Annotated in this window: 18 protein-coding genes, 2 tRNA genes, 1 rRNA gene and 1 pseudogene; 6 read left to right on the top strand and 16 right to left on the bottom strand. The window is 30.1% G+C overall.

What is annotated here, in order from left to right:
• Nucleotides 1-698: 698 nt before the first annotated feature.
• From CSPT_RS03030 to mqnE, 8 genes are all read right to left on the bottom strand, one after another.
• Nucleotides 699-775, bottom strand: a tRNA-Ile gene (locus CSPT_RS03030).
• A gap of 40 nt (nt 776-815) precedes the next feature.
• A tRNA-Ala gene (locus tag CSPT_RS03025) sits at nt 816-891 on the bottom strand.
• A 414-nt stretch (nt 892-1305) separates the two neighbouring features.
• Nucleotides 1306-3049 (bottom strand): 16S ribosomal RNA (locus CSPT_RS03020).
• A 471-nt stretch (nt 3050-3520) separates the two neighbouring features.
• Nucleotides 3521-4213 carry a prepilin-type N-terminal cleavage/methylation domain-containing protein gene (locus CSPT_RS03015; RefSeq protein ID WP_089182246.1) on the bottom strand — a complete coding sequence of 231 codons (693 nt, stop codon included), beginning with the start codon at nt 4211-4213 and terminating at the stop codon, nt 3521-3523.
• A 38-nt stretch (nt 4214-4251) separates the two neighbouring features.
• Nucleotides 4252-5418, bottom strand: a complete 1167-nt coding sequence (locus CSPT_RS03010; protein WP_161492209.1) for an ArnT family glycosyltransferase — start codon at nt 5416-5418, stop codon at nt 4252-4254.
• Nucleotides 5419-5494: 76 nt separating this feature from the next.
• A complete protein-coding gene (locus tag CSPT_RS03005) occupies nt 5495-5935 on the bottom strand; it encodes a phosphoribosyltransferase (RefSeq protein WP_089182244.1) in 441 nt (146 codons plus the stop codon).
• A 10-nt stretch (nt 5936-5945) separates the two neighbouring features.
• A complete protein-coding gene (locus CSPT_RS03000; protein ID WP_089182243.1) occupies nt 5946-7232 on the bottom strand; it encodes an NCS2 family permease in 1287 nt (428 codons plus the stop codon).
• A gap of 15 nt (nt 7233-7247) precedes the next feature.
• On the bottom strand, nt 7248-8324 hold the full coding sequence (mqnE, locus tag CSPT_RS02995) for an aminofutalosine synthase MqnE (RefSeq protein WP_089182242.1): 1077 nt from the start codon (nt 8322-8324) through the stop codon (nt 7248-7250).
• Between the two features lie 130 nt (nt 8325-8454).
• Here mqnE and glmS point away from each other — a divergent pair, with 130 nt between their 5' ends.
• The 3 genes and pseudogenes from glmS to CSPT_RS09455 all read left to right on the top strand — a co-directional run.
• Nucleotides 8455-10269: a glutamine--fructose-6-phosphate transaminase (isomerizing) gene (gene glmS / locus CSPT_RS02990; protein ID WP_089182241.1), complete on the top strand. Its 1815-nt coding sequence runs from the start codon at nt 8455-8457 to the stop codon at nt 10267-10269.
• A 154-nt stretch (nt 10270-10423) separates the two neighbouring features.
• Entirely contained in the window at nt 10424-10978 is a 555-nt protein-coding gene (locus CSPT_RS02985) for a PDC sensor domain-containing protein (protein WP_089182240.1), read from the top strand.
• 940 nt (nt 10979-11918) lie between these two features.
• A pseudogene (locus tag CSPT_RS09455) lies at nt 11919-12407 on the top strand (methyl-accepting chemotaxis protein); the annotation flags it as partial.
• Between the two features lie 89 nt (nt 12408-12496).
• Here the strand turns inward: CSPT_RS09455 and cysK are convergent.
• The 6 genes from cysK to CSPT_RS02950 form a co-directional block, all read right to left on the bottom strand.
• Nucleotides 12497-13405, bottom strand: coding sequence for a cysteine synthase A (gene cysK / locus CSPT_RS02975; RefSeq protein ID WP_089182238.1), 909 nt, complete (start codon nt 13403-13405; stop codon nt 12497-12499).
• An 11-nt stretch (nt 13406-13416) separates the two neighbouring features.
• Complete coding sequence (locus CSPT_RS02970) at nt 13417-13830, bottom strand: RrF2 family transcriptional regulator (RefSeq protein ID WP_089182237.1); 414 nt, start codon at nt 13828-13830, stop codon at nt 13417-13419.
• Nucleotides 13830-15101 carry an O-acetylhomoserine aminocarboxypropyltransferase/cysteine synthase family protein gene (locus CSPT_RS02965; RefSeq protein ID WP_089182236.1) on the bottom strand — a complete coding sequence of 424 codons (1272 nt, stop codon included), beginning with the start codon at nt 15099-15101 and terminating at the stop codon, nt 13830-13832. The genes CSPT_RS02970 and CSPT_RS02965 overlap by 1 nt, the downstream gene beginning before the upstream one ends.
• A 163-nt stretch (nt 15102-15264) precedes the next feature.
• Nucleotides 15265-15837: a recombination mediator RecR gene (recR, locus tag CSPT_RS02960; RefSeq protein WP_089182235.1), complete on the bottom strand. Its 573-nt coding sequence runs from the start codon at nt 15835-15837 to the stop codon at nt 15265-15267.
• Nucleotides 15821-17074, bottom strand: coding sequence for an ArsS family sensor histidine kinase (locus CSPT_RS02955; protein WP_089182234.1), 1254 nt, complete (start codon nt 17072-17074; stop codon nt 15821-15823). The genes recR and CSPT_RS02955 overlap by 17 nt, the downstream gene beginning before the upstream one ends.
• On the bottom strand, nt 17071-17742 hold the full coding sequence (locus CSPT_RS02950; protein ID WP_089182233.1) for a response regulator transcription factor: 672 nt from the start codon (nt 17740-17742) through the stop codon (nt 17071-17073). The genes CSPT_RS02955 and CSPT_RS02950 overlap by 4 nt, the downstream gene beginning before the upstream one ends.
• 133 nt (nt 17743-17875) lie before the next feature.
• On the opposite strand from CSPT_RS02950, the gene dnaJ reads away from it, so the two are divergent.
• The 3 genes from dnaJ to CSPT_RS02935 are packed head-to-tail and all read left to right on the top strand — an operon-like array spanning nt 17876 to nt 21623.
• The gene (dnaJ, locus tag CSPT_RS02945; RefSeq protein WP_089182232.1) at nt 17876-18991 is read left to right on the top strand and encodes a molecular chaperone DnaJ; all 1116 of its coding nucleotides are present in this window, start codon (nt 17876-17878) and stop codon (nt 18989-18991) included.
• 12 nt (nt 18992-19003) lie between these two features.
• The gene (locus CSPT_RS02940; RefSeq protein WP_089182231.1) at nt 19004-19609 is read left to right on the top strand and encodes a DedA family protein; all 606 of its coding nucleotides are present in this window, start codon (nt 19004-19006) and stop codon (nt 19607-19609) included.
• On the top strand, nt 19596-21623 hold the full coding sequence (locus tag CSPT_RS02935) for an ATP-dependent helicase (protein ID WP_089182230.1): 2028 nt from the start codon (nt 19596-19598) through the stop codon (nt 21621-21623). Before CSPT_RS02940 ends, CSPT_RS02935 begins: the two co-directional genes overlap by 14 nt.
• 10 nt (nt 21624-21633) lie before the next feature.
• Here the strand turns inward: CSPT_RS02935 and CSPT_RS02930 are convergent, their stop codons facing one another.
• Nucleotides 21634-22875 carry an ArsS family sensor histidine kinase gene (locus tag CSPT_RS02930; RefSeq protein WP_089182229.1) on the bottom strand — a complete coding sequence of 414 codons (1242 nt, stop codon included), beginning with the start codon at nt 22873-22875 and terminating at the stop codon, nt 21634-21636.
• A complete protein-coding gene (locus CSPT_RS02925; protein WP_089182228.1) occupies nt 22872-23552 on the bottom strand; it encodes a response regulator transcription factor in 681 nt (226 codons plus the stop codon). The genes CSPT_RS02930 and CSPT_RS02925 overlap by 4 nt, the downstream gene beginning before the upstream one ends.
• Nucleotides 23553-23582: the final 30 nt, after the last annotated feature.

Here is a 23582-nt window from a genome sequence, read left to right as displayed (position 1 = left end):
TGACCCACCTAAAGTTATAAAGATTTATTAAAAGCTACGCTTTAAATAAATCATAAATTAAGGTGTATTCGCAAATAATTTTATTAATAATTTATGTTTTATTGCTCTTGCAAAGTATTTTTAGAATTTTGTTTTTATATTCTAATTTGCATCACTTCCTTGTTAAAGATAAAATAGTTATATTAATACTTTTCTACTTTTTGTAAAAAGATTTAAATTTGATTTTATAGTTAATATCTTAATTTAAAACTTTATCTATTAATTAAATAGCAAAGCTTAAATTTAATTATTTTACAATGTTTAATTATATATGATTTAAGACGGAAAGAGATTAATAATATATAAAGATAAGTTTTAACTCTTTATATACCGTGACATAATCTTTAAACTTTTAAATTTAGATAACAGATAAATCTAAAAGCTTGCTTTTTTGTAATCAATATAATTAAAGCTTTAACAAGGTCCTGTAAAATTGTTTTATTTTATTAAAACTTGTTTGTGACTTTTAACAATGGTAAATTAAATAACATTTAGATTATAAAATCTAAAATAAACTTACTTGATAAAAACCATAATGTTTTAGCTAATGACTTATGTATTTAAGCTCTTAACTAAAAGTAAGCTTAGTTTAAATTTATATTTATTATGATAAACATTTTTATTACAACAATGCACTAAAAAATTAATTAATGATATAATGGTGGGCCTAATAAGACTTGAACTTATGACCTCACCCTTATCAGGGGTGCACTCTAACCAGCTGAGCTATAGGCCCTTTACGGATAACGGATATTTGATTAATTATGTTATCTGAATGGTGGAGAATAGCGGGATCGAACCGCTGACCTCCTGCGTGCAAAGCAGGCGCTCTCCCAGCTGAGCTAATTCCCCGTCTTTATATATATTATTATGCAAATAAACTAAATTGCACGCAGTATGCTTACTGGTTCGCTCTGCTCACAACAGTAATCACTTAAAAAGCAAAGCAGTTTGCTTTTTATTGTGCAAAGCCCACACTCTCCCAGCTGAGCTAATTCCCCAATACATATTATGCAAAACTGAGAATAGATAACGGAATAAAGCTCACATATTCTGTTTTAGATAGCTTTAAACAATAAAATAAATTATTCTTTTATTTTTTATTTAAGTAAAATCTAAATTATATAATTTCTTTTTAGCACTATATATCTTTATTAACATCAATCTCTGAAAACTAAACAAGGATGATTGAGTAGATTAGTTTATATACTAATCTAAAATTTTCCTTTGATGAATATTTTGTGAGAAATATTCATTGTACTCTAGAAAGGAGGTGATCCAACCGCAGGTTCTCCTACGGTTACCTTGTTACGACTTCACCCCAGTCGCTGATTCCACTGTGGACCATAACCAATTTGGTATTTGGGCTTCGAGTGAAATCAACTCCCATGGTGTGACGGGCGGTGAGTACAAGACCCGGGAACGTATTCACCGTAGCATGGCTGATCTACGATTACTAGCGATTCCGGCTTCATGGAGTCGAGTTGCAGACTCCAATCCGAACTGGGACATATTTTATAGATTTGCTCCATCTCGCGATATTGCGTCTTATTGTATATGCCATTGTAGCACGTGTGTCGCCCCGGACATAAGGGCCATGATGACTTGACGTCGTCCACACCTTCCTCCTCCTTACGAAGGCAGTCTGTTTAGAGTGCTCAGCCTAACTGTTAGCAACTAAACACGTGGGTTGCGCTCGTTGCGGGACTTAACCCAACATCTCACGACACGAGCTGACGACAGCCGTGCAGCACCTGTCTTAACATTTCTGCAAGCAGACACTCTTCTATCTCTAGATGATTTGTTAGATATCAAGTCCGGGTAAGGTTCTTCGCGTATCTTCGAATTAAACCACATGCTCCACCGCTTGTGCGGGTCCCCGTCTATTCCTTTGAGTTTTAATCTTGCGACCGTACTCCCCAGGCGGTATACTTAATCCGTTAGGTGGATTACTGCCATGACTAGCACAGCAACAACCAGTATACATCGTTTAGGGCGTGGACTACCAGGGTATCTAATCCTGTTTGCTCCCCACGCTTTCACGCATTAGTGTCAGTTAAGTTCTAGCAGATCGCCTTCGCAATAAGTATTCCTCTTGATATCTACGGATTTTACCCCTACACCAAGAATTCCATCTGCCTCTCCCTTACTCTAGATAGATAGTTTCCCAAGCAGTTTAGTAGTTAAGCTACTAGATTTCACAAGAGACTTATCTATCCACCTACGCGTCCTTTACGCCCAGTGATTCCGAGTAACGCTTGCACCCTCCGTATTACCGCGGCTGCTGGCACGGAGTTAGCCGGTGCTTATTCCTTTGGTACCGTCATTATTCTTCCCAAAGAAAAGGAGTTTACGCTCCGAAAAGTGTCATCCTCCACGCGGCGTTGCTGCTTCAGGGTTTCCCCCATTGAGCAATATTCCCTACTGCTGCCTCCCGTAGGAGTCTGGACCGTGTCTCAGTTCCAGTGTGACTGATCATCCTCTCAGACCAGTTATGCGTCATAGCCTTGGTAAGCCATTACCTTACCAACTAGCTGATACAATATAGCCTCATCCCATAGCGAAAGCTCTTAATAATATATATTAAGATATTTCTAAATGACTATTAAAAATATTAGTAATAATTTATATTTAGATTTAAAAATTAAGTCTTTTGTATTTTTAAATGCTATAAAAATTTATTAAATCTAACTGCTTTGCTTTTTTTTCGCTTTATTAATATAAAGCTTCAAAAAAGCTTATTGTTATATTTATAACTTTTTATTTATAAATTATCTTTGATATATATTATTAAGAGCTACATTTCCCAATTAAACTTATGTATAATTGGAGTATGAGGTATTAGCACTCATTTCTAAGTGTTGTTCCTCTCTATGGGGCAGATTAGCTATACATTACTCACCCGTGCGCCACTAATCCATCCTAGCAAGCTAGGACTTCATCGTTCGACTTGCATGTATTAGGCACGCCGCCAGCGTTCACTCTGAGCCAGGATCAAACTCTCCATATTTACTTCGCAGATTAGCAAAGCTAATCTTTGCGACAGGGAGTGTAAACACTCCCTTGACCCACCTAAAGTTATAAAGATTTATTAAAAGCTACGCTTTAAATAAATCATAAAATTAAGGTTTAATTAAACCTAACAACTTTAAGTAAATCACTAACTATAACTATGAAGTTTTAATCTAAAAACTTTTTATTTTTTAATAATTTGATTTTTAATCTTTATTATTAATAATTATATTTTTTACTACTTTTTACTTTCCAAAGAAAGCCTAAAAGTAGATGGCTCAATCGATCACTTGTTTAGATTTCAAAGATTGACTAAAAATGTTTAACAATATTAATTTAAAAAACACACTTAACAACAAAAAAAGATCTTTTAGGATTAAAAGGTTTTTCTGTGAAGCGGAAATTGAATTGTATAGAAATATTGCTTAAAGGGAGCTGAAATGGGGGGGGTTATTAAAGATGATAAAAATTATTTTTTATCATTGCAAATTTTATCAGAATACTTTTCCACATCTCCTATATCTATATCTGATGGTAAAATAAAAGCATAACCCGTTTCATTACACACAGTAATTGATTTATTTTTACCGCTATTATCAATTAATGTAATAATGCAAGGTTCTTTTAATATTTTATCAGTAGAATTTGTAGAATTTTTGACTGCACTATATGGTCTTCCTATTTCATCAAAAACTATTCTAGTAGCACCTTTTAATCTTTTAAATTTTATATCTTTTATATCAAAAAATTTACCAATTCTTAAATTTTTACTTACTCTTTCGTCGTAAAATTCAATTGCACCACTATATCCTCCGGTAAGCAATTTTTTAGGATTTGCAAAATCTTGTGCAATCTCTTTTAAATTTGGAAATCCGCTTTTTTTGCCTATATAATCTGAAAAAACTGTGTAAGAGTATCCATCTCCAGTTTCTTTTGTATTAGCAAAAAATATCTGCCATCTTGCTTTATACCAAGTTTCATCATCTGGTTTAAATTTATTATCCAACATTGCAAGTTGTTGTGTATAACGAATATGTGAAAGAATTTGATCAGCTGCTTCTTGCAGATTATCTCTTTGGAATCTTGGAATTGCAACAATAGCAATTATTCCAACTACAACTATAACCATTACAAGTTCAATCAAAGAAAAAGCTTTTTTCATATTATTTATATCCAAATTTATTTTTCAATATTATAGCATTATTTTTCTTTAATAACATTATACTGCGATATCAAAGTATTTACTTTATATAGTTTAAATTTAGAAATAATCTCATCATTTTTAGAAGTATATTTTTTCTCTTCAAGGAAAATATTAGATTTTTTATCATTATTTATGCCATAAAATTTAAGCCTTAATGCCATTTTATAATCTTTGATATATAAATTTTCAAATTTATTTTCTTTTAAAAAGATTGATAACTCCTTTGCTATATGATAATTATAAGCAAAATGTTTTTGGGGTTTATCTCTAAAGCTCATTGCATATAAAACAGGATTTAAAACTATAAGCATACTAAAAAAAAGTAGAGAAAAAAGAACAAAAGTTGTAAAAATTTTGTATTTTACTCTAAATTGAGGAAGTCTCGCTCTGTATGAATTAAAAAAAACTCTTATCATAAGCGGAAGTGCGATAATGCTAAATGGCAAAAAATCTTCTAAATAAAGTTTTTGCCTTATAGAAAACAAAGCACAAACCACAAAAGAACCAGCACTTACAAACCAAACTATATTTTTATCCTCTTCTTTTTTTATAGCTATTCTATAAATCGTATATATAAAATACAAAAACAAAAAAGGCGAAAAAACTGCAGCAAAAATTCCTATCGTATCTAGTAAATATCCTTTTGGTTTTCCATCTATTTCAAAGCCAAAAAAAGATATAGAAACTATAAAACAAAAAAGTGCTACAAATGAAATTCTTCTATGTTTTATATAGATACCAAACATCAAGACGCATACATAAAAAAGCATAAATGAATTTGATAAAAACGCACAAATAAACATTGAAATATAAAAAGATTTTAAAAAATTATTTTGATATAAATATATCATAAAAAGCGTTAGCAAAAGAACTAATCCAGCTTCATTTACTAAAATGGCACTAGCTAAAATTCCAGGTAAAAATATAAATAAAATCACGCAAACATATCTATCATTTTTTCTTTTCAGTATATGTTTTGAAATTTTATAAAACAATATCAGTGATAAAAAATGAAAAATTAAAAATGGAAGTCTTAAAGCATAATCATTTTGTCCAAAAATTTTACAACTAAATCTCACAATATACGACAATAAAGAATTTTCTACATAAAAAATTTTCGCCTCATCATAACTAATACTCAAATTTGAAACACAATAAAACAAAATAAATAAATCTAAAAAACATATAAAAAAAAGTATATAAAATGGAGTTTTATCTATTTGTTTAGTCATTTTAGTATTAAATTTTTATATCCCAAAAAAACTCAACCCATTCGTTTGCTTCTTTAACCGTAAAATCCGGAAGCAAAAGTGCTTTTGATTTATAGTAAATTGTTGCTATTTTTATCTCTAAATGTGGATAAATTTCAAGTAATCTTTTTTTTACAGCTACCATACTTTCGCCACTATCTATAATGTCTTCAGATATCAAAACTCTTTTAAATTTACTTAAATCAGGGATATTAAAAATTTCAATGGTATCTAATTTCGTCTTACCATCATAGTGCACCGAATTTAAGGCAAATAAATTTCTATTTTCTAAAGCAACAGAAAGCGAGTGTCCTAGCGTCATACCGCCTCTTGCTATGGCTAAAATAACCTCTGGATCAAATTCGTTTCTGATCTTTCTTGCCATAACTGGCACATCTTTTGCAAATTCTTCATATGTATAATAAAGCATAAAAAATCCTTTAATAAACTAAAAAAGCTATCAAGCTTATGAGAGATAGGGTAATAATACCTAAATTTATATCTTCAAATTCTTTTTTTATAAGTTTTATGAAAAGATATACCAAAAATCCACACGCTAATCCGTTTGTAATAGAATAAGTAAGCGGCATAAGCATAACTATCAAAAACGAAGTCACGCTTGTTGCTTGATCTTTAAAATTAATCCTACCAAGTTCACTAAACATTAAAATTCCAACCATTACCAAAACAGGATATATTGCATTTGCAGGAATTGACTTAAAAAATGGAAGCATAAAAAGCGTTAATATGAAAAATAGTCCAGTAAATACAGCACATAAACCGGTTCTACCGCCAGCTTCAACACCACTTGCACTCTCTGCAAAAGCTGTTATAGTTGAAAGTCCAAAACAAGAGCCAACTACAGCCATTCCAGAATCTGCTTGAAGTGTTTTTTCTAACTTTACTAATCCATCTTTATTGTCAAAAATTCCAGCCCTATTTCCAACACCAGAAAGTGTTCCAAGAGAATCAAAAAGATGTGTGATAAAAAATGTGATTATAACAGGAACTAAAGATAACTTTAAAGCACCTATGATATCAAGCTCTAAAAAAATTGGAGATACTGATGAGGGCATAGAAAAAATAGTATTTGGAGCTTCATTAAAACCAAAAATCCAAGCTACTATAGAAGTTGCAATAACAGCAAGTATAAACCCGCCCTTTATTTTAAAAGCCCAAGATGCTATAACAAAAAATAGCCCAATCACTCCTAAAATCACATTTTTATCACTAAAATTTCCCAAAGCCACAAGAGTTTCTGAATTTGAGCTTATAAAACCCATTTGTTTCAAGCCAATAAATGCTATAAATGCACCAATTCCCGCACTTATTGCTCTTCTTAAATCCATAGGAATGCTTTTTAAAATCCAGATACGAAAATTCGTAAAAGATAGTATAAAAAATATAAAAGCAGATATAAAAACTATACCAAGTGAAGTTTGCCAACTGGCTTTTCCGGCTAACACTATGCCAAATGCAAAGTAAGCATTTAAGCCCATTCCAACACTCATAGCTATTGGCGTGTTTGCCCAAAGTCCATTTACTATAGTAGCTATCATTGTTAAAAGTGCAGTTGCAGTTAATACAACATCCACTGGCATTCCGGCTTTACTCATTATGATTGCGTTTACAGGGACGATATAAACCATTGTAAGAAATGTGGTAAGTCCAGCATTAAGCTCTTGTTTTATAGATGTATTGTTTTCTTTTAATTTAAAAAAATTCATTTTATTTTCCAAAATTTAATATGTTTTAAGTTCATTATATAAACTATCGCGCTCAACAGGAATTAAATTTGATGATTTTATAAGATCTATAAAATCTTTTATACTCTCTCCATTTTTACTATTTGCACCTGCACTACTTTGGATACTTTCTTTTTCTATAGTTCCATCTAAATCATCGCAACCAAATTCTTGAGCCACCATAGCAAGTTTTAAACTCATCGTAGCCCAGTAAGCTTTTATGTGTTTTATATTGTCTAGCAAAATTCTACTAATGGCAACTGTTTTTAAAATTTCTTGAGCACCAAGATAATCATCAATTTTAAGATAGTTATTTTCTCTTTGATAAACAAGTGGTATAAATGCGTTAAAACCGCCTTTTTCGTTTTTTAATGCTTCATCTTGTAAATCTCTAATACGAAAAATATGATCTATTCTATGTTTTCTTTCTTCTATGTGACCAAAAAGCATAGTTGCATTGCTTTCTCTGCCTTTTTTGTGCCATAATTTATGTACTTTTAACCAGTCTTGTGAGCTAACTTTTGTTTTACATATTTTTTTTCTAACTTCTTCATCAAAAATTTCAGCTCCGCCACCAGGCATAGAATCAACGCCATATTCTATCATCTTATCTAGCACTTCTTCGTAACTAAATCCATATTTTCTATGCAAATAATCAACCTCTGCAGCAGTCATTGCTTTAACATGCAAAAATGGATATTTTTCTTTTATTTTTTTAAAAATTTCCAAATACCATTGCCATGAAACATTTGGATTGTGAGCCGAAACTATGTGAATTTCTTTAGTGCCTCTACAAACAGTTTCATCAACTATTTTCATTATTTCTTCGTGCGTCATTGTGTAAGCATATTCGTTTTTTCTATGCGAAGAAAATGCACAAAATTGACAAACATCTGCACATAAATTTGTAGGATTTATGTGTCTATTTGCATTAAAATACACTTTTTTGCCATTGATTTTTTGCCTAATATCATTTGCAATACAGCCTAACTCGAAAAGATCCATTTCGTAAAGCGATAAAGCTTCATCAAAATTTAATCTTTTACCGTCTTTTATCTTGCCTATTAAATTCATACTAATATATCTATCCTTGGTATTTTCATTAACAAAACTGATTTATAATTATATGATTTTTAACTTAAAATAAAGTTTTTAAATTTCAAAAACTTAAGTATAATAACAAAAAAATATTTAAAGGAAAAATATGTGCGGAATTGTAGGCTACATTGGCGAAAAAGAAAAAAAAGACATCATCTTAAATGGTCTTAGCGAACTAGAATACAGAGGATACGATAGTGCTGGAATGGTAGTTATGGATGATAATGAAATAAATTATTTTAAAGCAGTTGGTAAGCTTGAAAATTTAAAACACAAAACTAAGGATTATGAAAGTAAAGGATTTGGAGTTGCGATAGGTCATACGCGTTGGGCAACTCATGGCAAACCAACCGAAATCAATGCTCATCCACATTTAGGAGAATTTAGCTTTGTTATACATAATGGTATTATAGAAAATTATAAAGAATTAAAAGAAGAATTAGAAGAAAAAGGTGTTAAATTTCTTAGCCAAACAGATACTGAAGTCATAGTCCATCTTTTCGAACAATTTACTAAAACCAAAAACTCAAATTTTGAAGCTTTTAAGAGCACTATAAAAAAACTAAAAGGATCTTTTGCAATACTTCTTATCACGAAATCAGCTCCTGATACTATATTTTTTGCAAAAAATGCTGTTCCTTTAATCGTAGGAAAAAATAGTAGCTCAAAAGAGCTATTTTTCGCATCATCTGATGCACCGCTAATCACACTAGCAACAGATGCTATGTATCTTGAAGATATGATGTATGGATATGCAAAATATGGCGAAGTTAATATATACAAAGATGAAAAAGAGATTTCAAAAAACTTTATAGCTCTTCCAAAGGATAAAGCTTATGCCCAAAAAGAGGGTTATAGGTTTTTTATGGAAAAAGAAATTTTTGAACAAGCTGTGGTTGTGAGTGAAACTTTAATGGGAAGAGTAAAAAATGGAAAAATCACATTAGATGAGTTAAATCCAGCCATTTTTGAAAATATAGATGAAATTACGATTTGTGCTTGCGGCACAAGCTATCATGCTGGTTTGGTTGCAAGTTATCTTTTTGAAAGAATAGCAAAAATTCGCACAAAAGTAGAATATGCAAGTGAATTTAGATATAAAAATCCTTTACTAAATCCAAAATCTCTATTTGTAGTTATATCTCAAAGCGGGGAAACAGCAGACACTCTAGAAGCCCTAAAAATGGCAAAAGAAGCTGGATTAAAAATTCTAGCCATTTGCAATGTCGATAATAGCTCCATAGTAAGAGCTGCTGATGGTGTGATTCTAACAAGAGCCGGTATAGAAAAAGGGGTGGCAAGTACAAAGGCTTTTGCAACACAAGTTATAGTTCTATGGATGTGTATTTTATACATTGCAAAGCAAAAAAATGCAATTAATGATGAAATTTACAATAACGAAGTGAAAGCACTTATGCATATACCACAAGTTTTAAACATAAAAGACAATTTACAAGATAAAATTTATAGACTAGCAAAAAGATATCTAAAAGGGCATGGATTTTTCTTTATCGGAAGAGATGTATTTTATCCACTTGCGCTTGAAGGGGCTTTAAAACTAAAAGAAATAAGCTATCTACACGCCGAGGGTTATCCCGCAGGAGAGATGAAACATGGTCCTATAGCACTAGCAGATGATGGTTTAACGGTAGTTGCCCTTATGCCACAAAATATACTTTATGAAAAAACAAAAAGCAATGTTGAAGAACTTGCCGCAAGAGACGCCACCATACTTGCTATAAGCCCTTTAGAATTTGATTTAAGTGATGATTTTATCAAAACATCAAATCAAGAACACATTATGTGTGAGTTTTTTGAAATGATGATAATACTACAAATTTTAGCTCTTCAAATTTCAATAAGACTCGGAAATGATGTTGATATGCCAAGAAATTTAGCAAAAAGCGTTACAGTAGAATAATATCAAAAATAGCAAATATATAAATAGAGATTTATTTATATTTTGCAAATAAAAAATTAACAATAAAATTACTTACATTAAATATAATACTATTGACAACGGGGGGTATAATGATATAATGCGAACCTATATTTATACTTTTAGTGAGGTACGCATGTTTCGTAAAATTTCAAATAAACTATCTTTAATAGTTCTAGGACTTCTTACTATATCTTTTATTATATTTTCTGTAGTTGTTTATAATAATACCAAAAAAAATATAATAACTATGGCTGAGTCCTCAAAATTGTCAAGCTCTCATTCAGCAAATGCATTTACAAATGAGTTTTTTGCAGAAGTCATATATGGCGTAGAAAAACTGGCTTTATATGCAAAAAATCACCCAAATGAGCTTCTATCAGATAGAGCGACATTTGCAAATAAAATAGCAGATATGTCAAATTTATCCTATATTTCTAGCTTTATTATAGGTTATGGGGATAATGGCGATAATTATAATATAGTTGTAAACGACGATAAAGCATCCGAGGTTGAATATATACCTAATTATGCACAAAGTCAGGATTGGTATCAAGAAGCTATAAAACAAGGAAAAACATTTTTTATGCTGCCTTACTACTCTTCGAGTTTAAAAGCAATGTCTTTAAAAATAGTCAAACCAGTAATTATAGATGGTAAATCTGTAGCTGTTGTTGGTGGCAGATGTTGAGGTAGATGAGTTAAATGAGGCTTATGGGAGAATGAAAGATAGCCCTACAGCTCTTATAAATATTATTGATTTAAATTTTAATGAATTGGTTTATGATCCGGATAAATCTAAAATGATGTCTAAATCAGATGCAGTAAAAACATATGTCAAAACACTTATAGATGATTACAATACTAACGGCAATAAAGCAACCGAACTAACTACTTCAACTGGAGATACAAGAATTGCTAGTTGTGAAAAATATGAACCAGCTAACTGGTTAGTTTGCTCAGTAAATTCTATGAGCGATTATGATACTATGCTTAACTCAGCTTTAAGTTCTCAAGTGATATTATCTATTGTTTTTATAGTTGTTATAGTTTCTATCTTAATTTTTACAATAACAAGAGCCTTAAAACCAATCTCCATCATCCAATCAGGTCTAAACAATGTATTTAAATTTATAAATCATGAATCAAAAGATGCTAATACAATAAATGTAAAAACTAAAGATGAATTTGGAGCTATGGCAAAAGCTATTAATGAAAACATAGAAAAAACTAAAAAGAATTTATCTGATGAAGAGATATTTATCAAGCAAGCTGATACATTTGTAGATAAGATAAAAGAAGGAGACTTCTTAGCATCATTTGAAGCAAATAGTAGTAATCCTGCTTTAAATACTCTAAAAGAAGCATTTATAGAGTTACAAGAAACATTAAACTCACTTATAGCAGATGATGGAAATAATATATTAGCTTTATTAAAATCTTTTCAAAACAAAGACTTTAGTGCTCACATAGATGACAATGGTGTTATAGCAAAAGGTGTAAATACATTAGGAGCTGAGATAAGCAGTATGCTTAAACAAAATCTATCTCAAGCAGAAAGCTTACAACAAAAATCAGATCTATTATCTAAAGCAGTAGATCAAATAACAGCTTCAGCTAAAAAACAAGCTAGTTCACTTGAAGAAAGTGCAGCTGCTGTTGAAGAGATGAGTAGTTCAATGAACTCAATTAATCAAAAAACAACAGAAGTTATAGCTCAAAGTGAAGAGATTAAAAATGTTATAACTATTATAAAAGATATATCAGAGCAAACTAACCTTCTAGCACTTAATGCTGCTATAGAAGCAGCAAGAGCTGGAGAAGCAGGAAGAGGATTTGCTGTTGTTGCTGATGAAGTTAGAAAACTAGCAGAAAAAACTGGTAAGTCATTAACTGAAATAGAAGCTAATGTAAATGTTTTAACTCAATCAATAAATGAGATGAGTGAAAGTATTAGAGAACAAACTGAAGCAATATCTATGATAAATAACTCTGTAGCTGATGTAGATGCTTTAACAAAAGAAAATGTTAATATTGCTAATAATACATTTACTATCACAAAAGAACTTGATACTATGTCTAAAGATATAGTTGATAGTGTAAGGAAGAATAAGTTTTAATTATAAATTTAGATGTTAGAGAAAACTCTAACATCTAAGTGTGTTTGTTGAATTTAGCCAACCTAGTAAAATTAAGTTGGCTTAAAAATTTATTTAAAAAGATCCGTTGAAAGATACCTTTCTCCAGTATCATTTAACATAGTTATGATTGTTTTTCCTTTGTTTTCTTTTGCGATTTGTGAAGACACAAAAACATTTGCACCACTTGAAATACCTACTAATAATCCATCTTTAGTAGCAAGCATTTTTGCTGTATCAAAAGCATCTTTATTGCTAACACCAACAAATTCATTAACTACATCTTGATTTAAATTTTTTGGTATGAAATTTGCGCCAATTCCTTGTATTTTATGACTTCCTGCATATCCTTTTGTAAGCAAAGGAGAGTCTTCTGGCTCAACCCCTATAACTTTTAAATTTGGGATATTTTGTTTTAAAATTTCAGCAGTTCCGCTTAGCGTTCCACCAGTGCCAAAAGATGCTACAAAAAAATCTATTTTACCATCTGTATCTCGCAAAATTTCCATTGCTGTGGTTTTTTTATGTGCTTCGCGATTTGAGAGATTTTCAAACTGCATAGGTATAAAAGAATTTGAAATTTCACTTGCTAGTTTATTTGCTTCATCAACTGCACCTTTCATACCAAATTTAGGATCAGTTAAAACTATTTTTGCTCCAAATGCCGATAAAAGCTTTTGTCTTTCTATACTCATAGAACTTGGCATAGTAAGTATCATTTTAAGATTATAATGAGCAGCCAACATCGCCAAAGCAACACCGGTATTTCCACTAGTTGGTTCTATAATTGTAGTTTTTTCGTTTATTAATCCTTTATCCATTGCATCTTTTAGCATAAAAAAGGCTGCTCTATCTTTTACGGAGTGGCTTGGATTTAAAAACTCACACTTTGCCAAAATAGTCGCATCTTTTGAAAAACTATTTATTTTAACAATAGGAGTGTTTCCTATAAGTTCAGTTACATCATTTGCTATATTCATATTTTTCCCTTTTATATTATAAAATTTAAATACTCTTTACTTTTATCTTCAAAATCATTTAGTTTAGAAAGTGGCATATCAAATATACCTTTAAATTTAACTTCGCAATCTTCTAAAAAATGTGCAATAACGCTATTTTTTGTCTCTATATTACTAATCATGAAATTTGTTTCAAGAGCACTAAATACATCCAAAAAATTTATCTCATCAGGAGATTTTGCCATAAAATATCCACCATTTTTACCCTTTATACTAGAAATAATTCCAGCATTTCTAAGAGAATTTAAAATTTGTTCAAAATAGTTTTTAGAAATACCAGTTTTATCAGATATTTCTTTTATTGTTATTGGAGAAACCTCACTAGCTTTCATTATCTCAAAAAGTGCCAAAAGACCATAAATTCCTTTAGTTGATAAAACAGCCATTATTTAAGTGCTTCACTTAAATCATTTATAAGATCATTTTCATCTTCTAATCCAACACTAAGCCTTATAAGACCTTGTGAAATTCCTGCACTTTTTAGCTCATCTTCGTTAAGCTGAGAATGCGTTGTGCTTGCAGGATGAGTTATTATGGATTTGCTATCTCCTATATTTACAACAACTTTAAAAAGTTTTGTTGAGTTTAAAATTTTTTTAGCAAACTCAAAATCTCCAACATCAAAACTCAATAAACCGCTTGCAAGACCATTTTTAAGGTATTTTTGCGCTCTTTCATAAGTATTACAACTTTTTAATCCTGGATAATTAACGCTTTTAACTTTTGGGTGTTTTTCAAGCCAAGAAGCTATCTTTAAAGCACTATTTGAATGCTGCTTTATGCGTAAATCCAAAGTTTCTAAGCCTTGAAGCAATATCCATGAATTAAAAGGAGCTAGGGTCGCACCTATATCTCTTAACAATGCAAGGCGTATTCTTAGCGTAAAAATAGGAAAAGAAGATGATAACTCACTATAAACAAGCCCATGATAACTATCATCTGGCTCATTAAAATGTGCATATCTTGGATTTGATTTTATATATTCATTTAAACCTTTTCTTTCTATTATGACTCCAGCTATCGCACTTCCTTGTCCATTTATATATTTACTGGCACTATGAATTACAACATCAAAACCATACTCAAACGGATTAAAAAGTATCGGTGTAGCGACGGTATTATCAGCTATTGTTATTATTTTATACTTTTTAGCAACTTGTGCTATTTTCTCTAAATTTGGTATGGCAATTTGTGGATTTGAAAGAGATTCAAAGAAAATTGCCTTAGTTTTATCATCTATTAACGACTCTAAATTTTCAGCACTATTAGAATCAAAAACCCTAGCTTCTATGCCAAATCTTTTCATTGTGTGTTTAAAAAGAGAAACAGATCCGCCATAAATTTTATTTGATATTATGACATTTTCACCAGCACAAGCTAAATTTGCAACAGCAAAAAAAGCAGCAGCTTGTCCGCTTGAAACCGCAATAGCTGACGCTCCTCCTTCTAAGGCTACCATTTTTGCTTCAAATATATCTGTAGTTGGATTTGTCAAACGAGTATATATCTGACCTAAACTTTTTAGACTAAATCTATTAGCTGCTTCTTCAGCAGAGCCGAAATCATAAGCAGTTGTTTGATGTATTGGAACATTTACGCTTCCATAACCTTCTTTTGAATCATAACCAAATTGTGTTGCAACTGTACTTTTTTCCATAACATACCTTTTAGTTTAAAAATTAAAATAAGTATATCCGAAAAAAATTATAATGTCAAGTAAATTTATATATTTAATATATAATTATATATCGCTATATTTATGGTATTAAAAAATATTTTTTATATATAAATTTCATAAAATATATTTAATTACTAATAAATTAAATACTGGTTCTTCCTTCAATTGCTTTAAGCAAAGAAAGCATATCAACATTTTCTAAACTAACTCCAGTTGGTATGCCTTGGGCAATTTTTGTAAATTTAAGATCAAAATTTGATAATTTATCTTCTAAAAACATTATAAGTGCATCACTATTTATGCTTGGAGTAAAAGCAAAAATCAACTCTTTGGAGCTATTTTTTTCTATACATTTTTTTAAATTTAAAATATTTTCTTCGTTAATATCATCTAAAACAAAATAAAGTCCATCATAAATACCATTTTGTTCAAACACTAAAATATCTTTTGGATTTTCAACAACACAAAGCAAATCGCTATTTCTATCATCATCTGCACAAATATCACAAATTTCATTTTCGCTCAAACCATTGCATATAGAACATCTTCTAAGTTTTCTAGAAGCATCTTCTATGCGGTGAGCCAAAGATAGTCCGGCTGAAATATCCTTAATGCTTACAAAATAAGCATATCTTAGTGCAGATTTTTTGCCAACCCCGGGAAGTTTTTCAAAAGCTTCCACGAGTTCATTAAATTTCTCAAGCCCTTTTTTCACTAGAAGCTTCTTTGCTAAACCATATTATAAACTCATGATATCCATCTTTATATCTGTAATCAAACTTAAATTTATGCATCTGACAAATATGATCAACTATATAAAGACCAAGTCCCATTCCACTTACTTTACTATCTTTTTCTCTTATAAATGCTTGTTTATAATAATCAAAAGTATTATCAAGAGGATCGCCAAGATTTTTAACACTTAGCATATTTTCATCATAATAAAGTTCTGATTTGCCATTTTTAGAATATTTTAATGAATTGTCAAGAAGATTTTTTATCGCCAAAGATAAAAGTTGAAAATCAGCTTTTAATATAGGATTTTGCTTGGTATTTATATTTATTTTATTTTCAAAATTATCAAGCATCAATATATCAAGTGCTTGATCTACTATCTCGCTAATATGGTATTTTGAATAATTAAATGAGTAGCTTTTAGAAAGAAGTTGTTCAACTTTTGCAAACTCATTTATCAGCATTTCAAGTCTTTCAAAAATATTAGAAAGTCTTTTCTTTTGCACCTCATCATCAAGCAGTTCGCAAACTATCCTGCCCTTTCCAATAGGCGTTTTAAGTTCATGCATAATAGCTCGTAAAAAAAGTTGTCTTGAGCGAATAAGCTCCCTTATCTTTATAACAGCTTTTCCAAATTCTCTTCCAAGCTCGGCTATTTCATCGTTTGAATTACTCTCAAAGCAGACTATATCAAGGTTACCTGTGGCAAAATTTTTAATATTTCTATTTAATTTTTTTAGTGGAGCCAAATTTTTCATAACAGATATATAAAGTGAGATCAAAAGAGTAGCACTTAGTATAAATCCTATCCATAATGAATCACTAATCTTATCATCATCTATATTTTGTAAAAGTATATTAAAAGATGGATTTTTAAGATACAAGTATAGATTATCTCCATACGATATAGACTCAAAAACTCCAAGCTCTGTCGGGACTACAAAAAGCTGAGTTTTTGAGTTTAGTATAGAATCATTAAGTTTTTTATCATCAACATATTTTAAACCAAAATTTTTAAAATACGCACCAAAATCATCTGGGACATTTCCTCTTGAGTATAAAACAGTTAGATAATTTATAGCACTTATTTGTCTATCTTTTGTTTTTTCTATAAAAATATTTTTTTGCATATCAGAAAATGTCAAAAATAACAAACAAACAACAGAAAATGCTATACAAAAAATAATAGTTATTTTTGTACTAATTGAGCGAATCATCCTACTAACTTATATCCTATACCGCGAACAGAAAATATGTGTTTTGGTGATTTTGAACTATCGCCAATCTTATTTCTAAGTCTACCTATGATGACATCTAAACTTTTAGAATCTTTATCTTTTAAACTTTTGCAATTATATACAAGTTGTTCTCTTGATACTGAAAAACTATGTTGTTTTATAAGATATGCTAGAATTTCAAACTCTGCTGGTGTTAAAGTAAGCGGTTGTCCGTGAAATAAAATTTCATGCCTTAACTCATCAACTTTAAACACAGAATCGCTTTCTTGCTCAGTAAGTTCTGCTGATTTTTTATATCTTCTAATAAGGCTCATTATCCTTGCATGCATCTCTTTTGGATCATATGGTTTTGGAAGATAATCATCCGCACCTATTTGAAGCCCTATAACTTTGTCACTTAAATCACTTCTAGCAGAAGAAATAATTATAGGAATATCATATTTTTCTCTTATCTCTTTGCAAACTTCCAAACCATCCATACCAGGTAAAGTTAAATCCAATATAAGCAAATCATAGTTTTTAACACCAGCGCTTAGACCTAAATACGGGTCATCGTAATTTGTAATTTGTATATTAAATTTTGCCAAATATTCAGATAAAATTTGAGCAAATTCAGTATCATCTTCTATCATTAATACATTTATCATTATCTATCCTTTTTAGTAATTTTGTGTGATTATAACAAATTTTTTCTAATACTTTAATTTAATTTTTGATACAATTATAATTTTTTAAACAAACAAAATATTATCAATCATATAAATTTAATTAGGACGGTGTATGGAAGAAGATTATTATGAAATTTTAGGTATTAGTAAATCTGCTAGCGGAGACGAGATAAAAAGCGCATTTAGGAAACTTGCCCTAAAATACCATCCAGATAGAAATCAAGGCGACAAAGAAGCCGAAGAAAAATTTAAAAAGATAAATGAAGCATATCAAGTTTTAAGCGACAACGAAAAACGCTCTATGTATGATAGATATGGAAAAAGCGGATTAAATGGAATGGGCGGAGGTTTTGGCGGATTTGAAGATTTTGATTTAGGAGATATATTTAGCTCATTTTTTGGTGGCGGTTTTAGTGGAAGTGCAAGAAGCCGTAAAAAAAATATAGATAATTACGAGCTAGATATAGAAATTCCAGTTACATTAACATTTAAAGAAGCTGTTTTTGGAGTAAAAAAAGAAATAAACTATAAGATAAAAATACCTTGTGAAGTCTGTAATGGAACTGGTGCAAAAGATGGCAAAAAAACCGTATGTTCGCATTGTCACGGAACCGGAAAAATATCACAAAGACAAGGTTTTATGAGCTTTATTCAAACTTGCCCATATTGCAACGGAACAGGAGAGGTAGTAAAAGACAAATGCGGTGCATGTAATGGTAAAGGCTACGAGGAAGAATCAACATCTACAACCATAAATATACCAGCAGGCGTTGATAATGGAACAAAAATAAGAGTAAGTTCTAAGGGAAATCTCTCGGCAAGTGGAGTTAGCGGGGATATGTATATTAGAATTTCAGTAAAAGAAGATAAATACTTCATTAGACACAATGATGATATCTATATAGAAGTTCCAGTATTTTTCACTCAAGCTGTTCTTGGTGCAACGCTTAGCATACCAAATTTAAAAGATGAAAAACTAGAATTAAGACTGCCAATAGGAGCACACGATAAACAACAATTTGTATTTGATAATGAAGGTGTAGTAAATTTAAGAGATGGATCAAAAGGAAGATTGATAGCTCAAATTTCTATGAAAATGCCTAAAAAATTGTCTCTTGAACAAATAGACTTACTAGAAAAATTAGAAGCAACTTTTGATGTAAAAAGCGAACATGATAGCAACGGCGAAGATAGTATCTTAGATAAGATAAAAAACTGGTTTAAATAAGAAAGATTAGTTTTGCAAGATATAATAAATTTCATAGTTCAAACCGTCGGTGCTTGGGGATATGCTGGTATATTTTTTATGATGTTTTTGGAAAGCTCTTTTTTTCCTTTTCCAAGTGAAGTTGTTATGATACCTGCTGGATATCTTGCACAAAAAGGAGAGATGAGCTTTTTTATAGCTTTTTTTATAGGAGTTGCTGGATCACTAGCTGGAGCAATTTTTAACTACTACTTATGTTACTTTTTTGGAAGAAATTTGATAATAAAATACGGAAAATACATAGGAATAAACGAAGAAAAAATGCAAAAATTTGAAGCATTTTTTAATAAACACGGAGAAGTTTCTACTTTTACTTGCAGATTAATCCCTGGAATTAGGCAATACATAAGCCTTCCTGCTGGACTAGCAAAAATGAATATGTTTAGATTTTGCCTATACACAACCCTTGGAGCAGCTATTTGGGTTTTTATACTTATGGTTTTGGGGTATTATGTTGGAGAAAATGAAGAACTTATAAAAGAGTATTTACATATCATAACAATCATGCTTTTAGTAGCCGTTGCTATAATAATCGGCATTTATTTTTACATAATAAAAAGAAAAAATGCCTCTAAGTAAGTTAAACAAAGAGCAATATGCCGCAGCAACTGCCCCAAGTGGAAATTCCCTAATAATAGCAAGTGCAGGAACAGGAAAAACTTCAACCATCGTTGCAAGAATAGCCCATCTTTTAAATTTAGGCATAAAACCTGAGAAAATTTTGCTTTTAACATTTACAAACAAAGCCTCAAAAGAGATGATAGAAAGGTTAAATAAATATTTTAATAAAAGCATTACATCAAAAATACTTGCAGGAACTTTTCACAGCGTTTCATATAATCTTTTAAAGTCTCTTGATAAAAATATCGTATTAAAACAACCAAATGAACTAAAAATACTATTAAAAAGCATTGTTGATAGACGCAAATTTGACCATATAAGCGACACAAAACCATATAGCGGTGCGTATTTATATGATGTATATTCACTATATCAAAACAAAGTCCTAGATGATGATTTTTGCCAGTGGTTTTGCAAAAATTACGAAGATCAATCTGTATATGCTGAAATTTATGAAGATATATTAAAAGAATTTGAAGATGAAAAAAAGAAATTTGGATATGTTGATTTTAACGATTTATTAATAAAATTTAGAAATGAACTAAAAAAGGGGGCTAAGATATATTTTGAAGAAGTTTTGGTCGATGAGTATCAAGACACAAATACACTTCAAAGCTCACTAATAGATGCAATAAACAAAAAAAGTCTTTTTTGTGTTGGGGATTTTGATCAAAGCATTTATGCGTTTAATGGAGCAAATATTGAGATAATAGGTGGTTTTAAAGATAACTACAAAAATGCACAAATTTACACGCTAAATACAAATTACCGCTCAAGCTCATCGATACTTTCCCTAGCAAATAAAGTAATATCAAATAATCCACGCCTTTATGAAAAACACCTAAGCGTAAGCAGAGATGGTAAATTTAAACCCCCTACTTTGCTAGTTTATGAAGAGCTTTTTGCACAATATAGCAATATTGCCGAGATTATTTGCAATAGTAAATTTTCTCATGAAAATATAGCTATAATTTTTAGAAATAACTCGAGTGCAGATGGACTGGAAGTTGCACTAAAAGAGCGTGGAATAAAATCAAAAAGAAAAGGTGGCATTAGCTTTTTTGAAAGCAAAGAGATAAAAGCTCTAATTGATATCATCTCCATTTTTGTAAATCCAAAAGATGTTATGGCTTTTATAAATCTTTTTGAGTATGCAAAAGGCGTAGGAAATGCATATAGCAAAAAAATATTTGACACTTTGTTAAAACTAGGTCATGGAAGTGTAGTAAATGGTCTTTTAAATCCGGATACTAATGTAAATTTAAAAACTGGGAAAATTCAAAACAAACAGCTTGGACTTTTTGATGATGTGGATGAATATAGCGATAAATCAAAATTTAGTAAATTTAATTTTGATGATAAATTTATAAATAACCCAATCTTAGATGATGCAAAAATGAGCGAAAGCGGTGCTGTATTTTTATATGAGTTAAGACAATGTTTTATCGATTTACATAACTCAAATAATGCTTTTACGGCTATAAACACAATCATAAAATCAAAAATTTACTCTATCATAGTTGAGTTGTTATCAACAAAAAGAGCAACACTAAAAAACGGAAGTATAGATAAAGAGCTAAAAGATAATGCAAAAAGTAAAATTTACTCAAAAACAGAAGTTTTAGTTGAGCTTTCAAAAACATATACAAGTATCGATAAACTTTATAATTTCATAACCCTTGGATCAAAAGAAATGAGCGAAGGAGAAGGTGTAAATTTGTTAACTATACACGCAAGTAAAGGGCTTGAGTTTAATCTTGTTTTTGTAGTTGATTTGGCACAAAATCGGTTTCCAAATTTAAAACTTATGAATATGAGTGGTAGTTTAGAAGAAGAAAGAAGACTATTTTATGTAGCAGTAACTAGGGCTAGAGACGAACTTTACTTAAGTTATGCTAAATTTGATAAAATTCGTAAAATCGAATACAAACCAAGCCAATTCCTAATAGAAGCTGGAATGATTAGACAATAATATTTTAAATTTAATCCACTAACAATTTATCAAAATCATAAAAGTAGAAAATATTCATATTATTTTTGTATTTATAGCCAAGTTTTATTCCATGAGCTTTTAGTATGCTATCTACTATGTATAACCCCAAACCAAAGCTTTTTGTGGCATTATTACCTTGCGTAAATGCTTCTAAATAATATTCTATGGAATTATCAAGCGGTTTTCCATCATTGCAAAATTTAATAGTATTTTTATTAACAATTATATTTACATGCTTATTTGTTGAATACTTTATGGCATTATCTATCATATTTTTTATAGCGGTGGTAATAAGCTTAAAATCAACATTTATAGTTATATCATCTAGTATATTAAGAGTATAATTTTCTTTATCAATCATTGCCATATCGATAGCTTCATCCATTATATCATCTATCTTAAATGAATTTAAGTTACCTATACTTGAAGTAGATGCAGCTCTTTCAACAGCAGCAAATTCATTTATCAAATTTTCTAACTTTTCAAACACATTTATAAGTCTTTCTTGATACTTATCCTTTTGTATCATTTCAGCAGTAATCCTGCCTTTTGTGATAGGCGTTTTTAACTCATGCATAATATTTCTTAAAAAAAGTTGCCTTGATGAGTTTAATTTTTTTATCTGCATAACAGCCATATAAAAAGCATCGGCAACCTCGGAAATTTCATCATTTCCAGTTTTGACATTTTTTATGTCAAGATCGCCTTTTGCAAATTTATCTATCTGTCTTTTTAGTTTTCTTAAAGGTTTAATTTTTCTTAAAATAAAAGCATAAGCTATCAAAAGTATAAGTATAACAGCTCCTAAAATCAGCTTTACTATCAAATATCTATAAGGCTGGTAATCATCATCTTGCAATAAAAAAGTTTTATCATTTACAATGATTTTTAAAAAATTTCTCTTTTCATATACTAAAATCGCAGCAGTCCCTAGATCTCCTGAAATTTCTTGCAAAACATTTGCATTTTTTATGATATTATCTACTAATTTTTGATCTTCTATCATAGGCATATCTATATTTGACATCTGTTTTTCATAATCTTGTTTAGAAATCATATTATTAAGATAAAAAATTGTTACTCTTGTAACATAAGAATATTTATTATTAAGTTCTCTTGTATAATTTTGCTTATCATAGTTTATAAGCCATAAAAACAACACAAATATACAAATTATCGATAAAACATAAATAAAAGTAATAGCGTAAAATATAGAAGAGCGATTTTTCATTGAACCAACTTATAACCAATACCTCTAACAGAATGGATATATTTTGGCTCTTTATGACTATCTCCAAGTTTTGTTCTTATCCTACCGATTATAACATTTATACTTTTATTTGTTGAATCTTCATTTATAGCATCGCAGTTATAAACAAGCTCTTCTCTTGTTATAGCTCCGCCCTCTTTTTTTATAAGATACGCTAAAATATCATACTCTGCATTCGTAAGATCAAGCTCTTTTCCTTTAAAAAGTATAACATGCTCAAATTCTTTTAAAACGATATCTTTATTTATATTTTCTTTTGCATTTTCTTGTAAATTTACACTTTGTCTTCTTAAATGACTTTTTATTCTAGCGCACAATTCTTGTGGATTATACGGCTTTGGTAAATAATCATCTGCTCCATTTTCTAAGGCTACAACTTTATCTGTGATATCGTGCCTAGCACTTGAGATAATGATGGGAATATTATGATTTTTTCTGATATCTTTGCAAACATCAAGTCCGTCAATTCCAGGTAAAGTTAAGTCCAAAATAAGAAGGTCAAATTTAGATATATTTAGTGTTGATATGCCAAGATACGGATCGTCTATCGTTACAACTTCCATATCATACTGAGCTAGATACTCTGTTAAAATTTCAGCTAACTCTAAATCATCTTCAATCATAAGTATTTTTATCATTATCAACCCTTTTTTTGATATGAATTATAT

Origin of the sequence: Campylobacter sputorum subsp. sputorum, assembly GCF_008245005.1 — a bacterium.
Taxonomy (GTDB): Bacteria; Campylobacterota; Campylobacteria; order Campylobacterales; family Campylobacteraceae; genus Campylobacter_F; species Campylobacter_F sputorum.
This window is presented reverse-complemented; position numbering and strand designations above follow the sequence as displayed.

Bases quoted from the DNA above. Each gene is read 5' to 3' on its own strand.
- CSPT_RS03015 (WP_089182246.1), bottom strand. From the start codon at position 4,213: ATGAAAAAAGCTTTTTCTTTGATTGAACTTGTAATGGTTATAGTTGTA.
- CSPT_RS03005 (WP_089182244.1), bottom strand. From the start codon at position 5,935: ATGCTTTATTATACATATGAAGAATTTGCAAAAGATGTGCCAGTTATG.
- CSPT_RS03000 (WP_089182243.1), bottom strand. From the start codon at position 7,232: ATGAATTTTTTTAAATTAAAAGAAAACAATACATCTATAAAACAAGAG.
- mqnE (WP_089182242.1), bottom strand. From the start codon at position 8,324: ATGAATTTAATAGGCAAGATAAAAGACGGTAAAAGATTAAATTTTGAT.
- glmS (WP_089182241.1), top strand. From the start codon at position 8,455: ATGTGCGGAATTGTAGGCTACATTGGCGAAAAAGAAAAAAAAGACATC.
- CSPT_RS02985 (WP_089182240.1), top strand. From the start codon at position 10,424: ATGTTTCGTAAAATTTCAAATAAACTATCTTTAATAGTTCTAGGACTT.
- cysK (WP_089182238.1), bottom strand. From the start codon at position 13,405: ATGAATATAGCAAATGATGTAACTGAACTTATAGGAAACACTCCTATT.
- CSPT_RS02970 (WP_089182237.1), bottom strand. From the start codon at position 13,830: ATGGCTGTTTTATCAACTAAAGGAATTTATGGTCTTTTGGCACTTTTT.
- CSPT_RS02965 (WP_089182236.1), bottom strand. From the start codon at position 15,101: ATGGAAAAAAGTACAGTTGCAACACAATTTGGTTATGATTCAAAAGAA.
- CSPT_RS02955 (WP_089182234.1), bottom strand. From the start codon at position 17,074: ATGATTCGCTCAATTAGTACAAAAATAACTATTATTTTTTGTATAGCA.
- CSPT_RS02950 (WP_089182233.1), bottom strand. From the start codon at position 17,742: ATGATAAATGTATTAATGATAGAAGATGATACTGAATTTGCTCAAATT.
- dnaJ (WP_089182232.1), top strand. From the start codon at position 17,876: ATGGAAGAAGATTATTATGAAATTTTAGGTATTAGTAAATCTGCTAGC.
- CSPT_RS02935 (WP_089182230.1), top strand. From the start codon at position 19,596: ATGCCTCTAAGTAAGTTAAACAAAGAGCAATATGCCGCAGCAACTGCC.
- CSPT_RS02930 (WP_089182229.1), bottom strand. From the start codon at position 22,875: ATGAAAAATCGCTCTTCTATATTTTACGCTATTACTTTTATTTATGTT.
- CSPT_RS02925 (WP_089182228.1), bottom strand. From the start codon at position 23,552: ATGATAAAAATACTTATGATTGAAGATGATTTAGAGTTAGCTGAAATT.